The sequence below is a fragment of the Dialister sp. UBA1703 genome, assembly GCA_002320515.1.
Lineage (GTDB): Bacteria > Bacillota > Negativicutes > Veillonellales > Dialisteraceae > Dialister.
The window spans coordinates 356-5,440 of sequence record DCJJ01000171.1 but is presented as its reverse complement, the minus strand read 5'-3'; the positions used below and the strand labels follow the sequence as shown (position 1 = coordinate 5,440).

The following is a 5,085-nucleotide window of genomic DNA, read 5'->3' as shown; positions in this document are numbered from 1 at the left end:
CAGAACCCTGGCAGCCCAGGGCCGAAAGGCCCGGCGGCTGGCTCAACCCTCACGCCCGTAAGGGCGTGTCAACCTTCGGGAATACTGGGAAGCGCCGCCATGACACGCATAGCTTCTGATGTCTTTCTGTCTTCTCTAACCGCCCCTTCCGCTGCTGCATGGCCCCAATAAAAAAACCGCCTTTCGGCGGATTTTTTATTTGTCTGTGTTGGCAGCGTAGCCTTTTTCTGCGGCTTCTACGGCCAGGCCTACCAGGTTTTTATGGCCTGTTTTGGCAAGCATGTTGCTTACGTGGAAGCTCACGGTGCTTCGGGAGATGTGGAGGGTGTCAGCGATTTCCTGGTAGGATTTGTTTCTGCATACCAGGCGGAGGATATCCAGTTCTCTTTTGGTAAGGCGGGCGTGATGGAGGCCGAAGGTGGTTCGTTCTTTCACGTCGGGGAAGAGGTGCTCTCCTTTGAGGGTGCGTTCCATGGTGTCCACAAAGTCGGCGGCGCTGCTTTCTTTGTAGATGAAGCTGTCTGCGCCTGCCTCGCGGGCCATTTCTACGAAATGGACGTCGGCGAAGCCGGTCATGATGATGATTTTCTGCCGGGGAAGCGCCTTTTTGATACGTCTGGTGACTTCAATGCCGCTGGTACGGCCTTCCATGCAGATATCCATGAGGATGATGTCGGGCTGCAGAACCTGGGCGGCCACTTCTGCCACTTCGGAGAGCTGCAGGATTTTCACGACTTCGATTTTTCCCGTTTTTTCAAATAGATGGAGCAGGCCTTCCAGCAGGATCCTCTGGTCATCTACAATCATTACCCGTATCATAGGACACCCCCTTCTCTTTATCATATCATAGAAAAGGCAGGCGTCAATTTTAAAATTTTCTACCGTTTATGAGGAAAGACTGTCCTTTACAGGAATGGTGACTTTGAGGATAAAGGGGCATCCGGTGGTGTATGCCATGGTGCCCTTTTCTTTTTCTACTTTGGTTCTGATGGAGGAAAGTCCTCCGCCTTCTTTCAATGGGCCGCTGCTGCCCGTGCCGTTGTCGGTGACGGTCATGGCATAGTGATTTTCTTCTTCGAAGGTTACTGTGATTTCATCTGCTTTGCCGTGGATAATGGCGTTTACCGCCGCTTCCCGGAGGATTTCCACGAAAAGGCTGCCCTTTGCACCTTCAGGAAGTTTTCCCTTGATATGAAATCGGATGCCCAGGCTTTCATAGGTGCCAAGGAGTTCTGTGAAGATGAGGTCCGGTTTTACTTTGATTTCTTTTTCCATGTCCTCCAGGAGGCGGGAGAGCATGCGGCCTATGGAGCCGTAGTTTTTATAGTCCCTGTTGTTAAGGATCTGCTGGAGGCAGCTGATACGCTGGCCCATCATGTCGTGGATTTTGAAACGGATGGTGCGGAGGGCTTCTCTGCTTTCCAGGGGCACCAGTATGTCTAGCAGATCTTTCATTTTTTCGTTCTGTTTCCGCAGGGCTTCGTTCTTTTCGTAGAGCTGCCGGTTCATCTGTTCCAGTTCCGTAATATCAGCGGCGGTGATCTGCCATCCGAAGCCGGTGGGTGTGATGAAGGGTTCTCTGGTGAATCGGATGATTCTGCCATCTTCAAGGCGGCAGATGATTTCATCTTTCTCTTCAAAGATTTCCCCTCTTTTCCCTATTTCCTCCCAGAAAAGGCGGCCGCTAGACACATTTTTTCCAAGGATGTCCGCCATGTACTGCTTCATGGCGTTATTGATGAGCACCGGCTCTCCTCCTTTCCGGGTAAGGAAGATGCCTTCGGGCATTTTATTGATGGCTTCTTCTATGGCAAGGCTGGTGAGGCCTTCATGGTACTGGCGGTAGGACTGGGAAATGAGGACAGCCTCCCTTACATTGCATATGAGGAGCATGAGCATCAGGTTTAAGGGAAGGATGAGGAAGGAGGCGGCGGAGAGAATATAATTTCTTTTGTCCTCTTTTCCGCCGTATAGAAAAAGGGCTGAGGTAAGGACTACCAGCACCGTCCTCAGCGCTTCATGTTTTGTCATCATGGTAACGCCGGTGCTGTGACCGCCCATGCCGTCATGGAGAAGGTCAAAAATCAGGAGAAGCAGCAGGAGCTGCGCCCCTTCCACCAGTCTCTGTCTGGTATTTTGAAAAGAAGGAAGGGGGCTCTGGTAATAAACAAGGAAGGACTCCGCTGCCAGAGAGAGGAATGTCCAGAGGGTCAGGGCGATGAGCCAGGAGTCCGGCAGTATGTACAGATTAGCCATGGTCCTTCTCCTTTCTCCCGGTTTTCTCTTCAGGATATGTGATGCAGATTTCCGCGCAGAGGCTGTATCCAAGGTCCCTGGTGCCTATGGATATACCATCTTTCGTGAACCGGCTGTCCCTTTCCATATCCTTTATGAAAGATTCCACCCAGTAAGATTCTCCTGCCATCAGGGAGAGACGGCTGCCATGGGGATGGACATCCAGGTGGCAGGAAATATGAACCGCCCCGGCCAGGACTGCACCTTCCAGGTATTCTTCCAGAAAATCATAGAAGGTAAGGACAGAAGAGGCAGGAAGGATGCCCGCCGCCCCTTCGGAATGAAGGACGGCACGGACACCTCCGGGAGAGAGGTAGCGGAACAGTTCTTCCGCTGCCATTTGGAAATCCCGGCAGTCCACCTTTCCACCTTCCGCTCCTTTGAGGAAAAGGATGCACCGCCTTTTTACATAGCAGGCCAGCACATTCAGCCGGAATACCGCTTCGTCCGCCTCGTTTCCCGGCCGGGCATGCTGCAGGAAAGAGGCATGACGAAGGATGAGACGGCTTTTTCTCTTCACAATGGTTTCCAATTCTCTATAAATCTTCCATTCCGCAGCCAAACGGATATAGGAGCGCCTGAGGGCACCTTCCTTTTCCAGCATGTCCGCTGTGCGGCGAAGGGCCTGATTCACAAGGCCCATCTGCCGCCTTTTTTCTCTGATTTCCTTCACATTTCGATACAAAAGGGCTGTCCCGCCCTGCACCGGAAGAATCTTCACTTCACAGTCCTCTTTCCTCATTCTTGGTCCTACAGAGTGATACAGGGTCCTCCCCCTGCTGTCTTTGATGGCAAGGGCCAGGGAAGAATAGTTGAAGAAATCTTCATAGCTGCCGTTTCCTTCTATCATATGGGAGTCAATCATCCATTCTATCCACAGGAAGAAGGAGAAAACGGTAATCAGTGTAAAGTCGGTAGCCACAGCCACTTTCATGCCCAGAGCATAGGCGGCCACATAAAAAAGGTAGAGAATAAGCTCTGCCACCGGCAGAAAGATTTTTATATTTCCCACATGGTTTTTCACTGCCCTGCGGATAAGGTAGAACACCAGAACCAGCAGCTCTCCTGCATAAGCCGCCGAGAGGGCATAGTATCCCCACCGATAGATATGGATATCCGGGGCGCTTGGAAGGCCTTCTGGAAATGAAAAGGCGGCGCCGTGAAAATCATTGGTCATAATCACAAGGGCCAGCGATACATTCAGGAGCGCCGTCCCCTTCAGCCACAAGGGCCATCTGCCTTGCCCCCGGCCTCTGGAGCCGGTTACGGCCAGACAAAGAATGAGAGTGGTCAGAAGAGCCATATATACATAGTAGGAATACCAGTTATACCGGCGTATGGTGATCATTTCACCAGGAAGAGCGGCAATGATACTTCGGAAAAAAAGCCAGAAGAAGCAGAGAATCACCATGAAAAGGATGATCCACTCCCCTTCCGTCCCCTTCATACGCCTTCGAAGGCTCCTGCCCCAGATAATCGTCAGAAAAAGCATGGAAAAATAGAGTATATGATTGGGAATGGAGACCAGTGCATACAGGGAATAGGGCGCCAGGATCTTAAATTTCAAATAATAGCCTGCATCATCCATTTCCTTAAGGAAACCGGCCGTTTCCTCGTAGCGGATGGTCCTTCCGTGATAGCTCTGTGAATAGCCCTCCTGCCAGAGGCGGCTCTCTATCTGCTTTTCATTGAGGAGAAGAGGCTCCCTGGAAAGAAGTCCTTTCTTGAAAGACAGGGTTCCCCTCTTTGGATATACCAGATGAAAAGGCTTGCCTTCCCAAACCCAGCGCCTCGCCTCCACATCGGGAACAATATACACATCCGCTTCCTCACGGCGGCTGGTCTGCAGGTAATAGCCAGGCGCATAGCGGGCATCCAGTCGAAGACGTCCCTCCTGATGTATCTTTTTCAAAGCCTCGACTCCGGCAGACAGATCCATTTCACCGGAAAGGCCATAGGAAAAGCTCATCATGGAAAGATCCCTGGTCACCGTATCCACCGGAATCCCTACGGTCAGCGGATACACTGTCAGATCTTTCCAGTCCTTCACCTCATAGGGAATCCCGTCTGCCACCGCCAGCACCATGGTCACCGTATAGTGGGAATACCAGTACAGAGGCATGATTCGGTTTGTCATAAGAGATCGGGCCTGGAAATCGTAAGTCTCCACCGCCGCCACATCATCCTGATTCATGATTTCCAGCACATAGCTGCTGTTCTTCCTCACATGGAAAGAAGAAAGCCCCTCCTCCATGGACAGCACTTTCCCGTATCCGTCCCCCAGCCTGCCGTCATACACAATATCCATGGCCATAGCCAGAGGGGAAAGAAAAAATAAAAGCAGGGCTATACAAAAGGCCATTCTCCCAAAAATCCATTCCTTCCTCATGGTCTCCCTCCCTGTGTAAGGCAAGTAAAACACTCTCTGATATTTTAAGTATAGCAGAAAAAAAGAAGAAAAAAACTGTACTTTAGTACAGGGGGAAGGCACGCTTTTTCGGGCGTGAGGGTTGACGGGGCTTCGCCCGTGGACACGCCTGCGGGCGTGAAGGTTCAGGCGCCTTCGGCGCCCGGGTTCAAAGGGTTCAGAAGGTTCAAAGGGTGGTGGTGGCGGCTGACGCCGCAAATTATAAATTATAAAAAAGTGGCGCGGCTGACGCCGCGGGTTGTGCAGACGGGTTGTGTTCGCTTCGCTCAGGGGGCGAATAAAGCATTGCGAAACACTCTCTTCATAAGCGGCTCTACAGTAAGCACGGGTTATAGTGCCACTGTGGAGGTCCTGCATAGGAC

General features: G+C 51.6%; 3 protein-coding genes. All 3 read right to left on the bottom strand.

Annotation, left to right across the window (positions count from 1 at the left end):
• Positions 1-195: 195 nt before the first annotated feature.
• A complete protein-coding gene (locus B2Y11_RS08360) occupies positions 196-819 on the bottom strand; it encodes a response regulator transcription factor (RefSeq protein ID WP_291058002.1) in 624 nt (207 codons plus the stop codon).
• A gap of 66 nt (positions 820-885) precedes the next feature.
• Positions 886-2,256, bottom strand: coding sequence for a hypothetical protein (locus B2Y11_RS08355; protein ID WP_291058001.1), 1,371 nt, complete (start codon positions 2,254-2,256; stop codon positions 886-888).
• Positions 2,249-4,684, bottom strand: a complete 2,436-nt coding sequence (locus B2Y11_RS08350) for a hypothetical protein (protein ID WP_291058000.1) — start codon at positions 4,682-4,684, stop codon at positions 2,249-2,251. Before B2Y11_RS08350 ends, B2Y11_RS08355 begins: the two co-directional genes overlap by 8 nt.
• Positions 4,685-5,085: the final 401 nt, after the last annotated feature.

Excerpts from the sequence above, each read along its gene's own strand:
- B2Y11_RS08350 (WP_291058000.1), bottom strand. The coding sequence starts at position 4,684 with ATGAGGAAGGAATGGATTTTTGGGAGAATGGCCTTTTGTATAGCCCTG.
- B2Y11_RS08355 (WP_291058001.1), bottom strand. The coding sequence starts at position 2,256 with ATGGCTAATCTGTACATACTGCCGGACTCCTGGCTCATCGCCCTGACC.
- B2Y11_RS08360 (WP_291058002.1), bottom strand. The coding sequence starts at position 819 with ATGATACGGGTAATGATTGTAGATGACCAGAGGATCCTGCTGGAAGGC.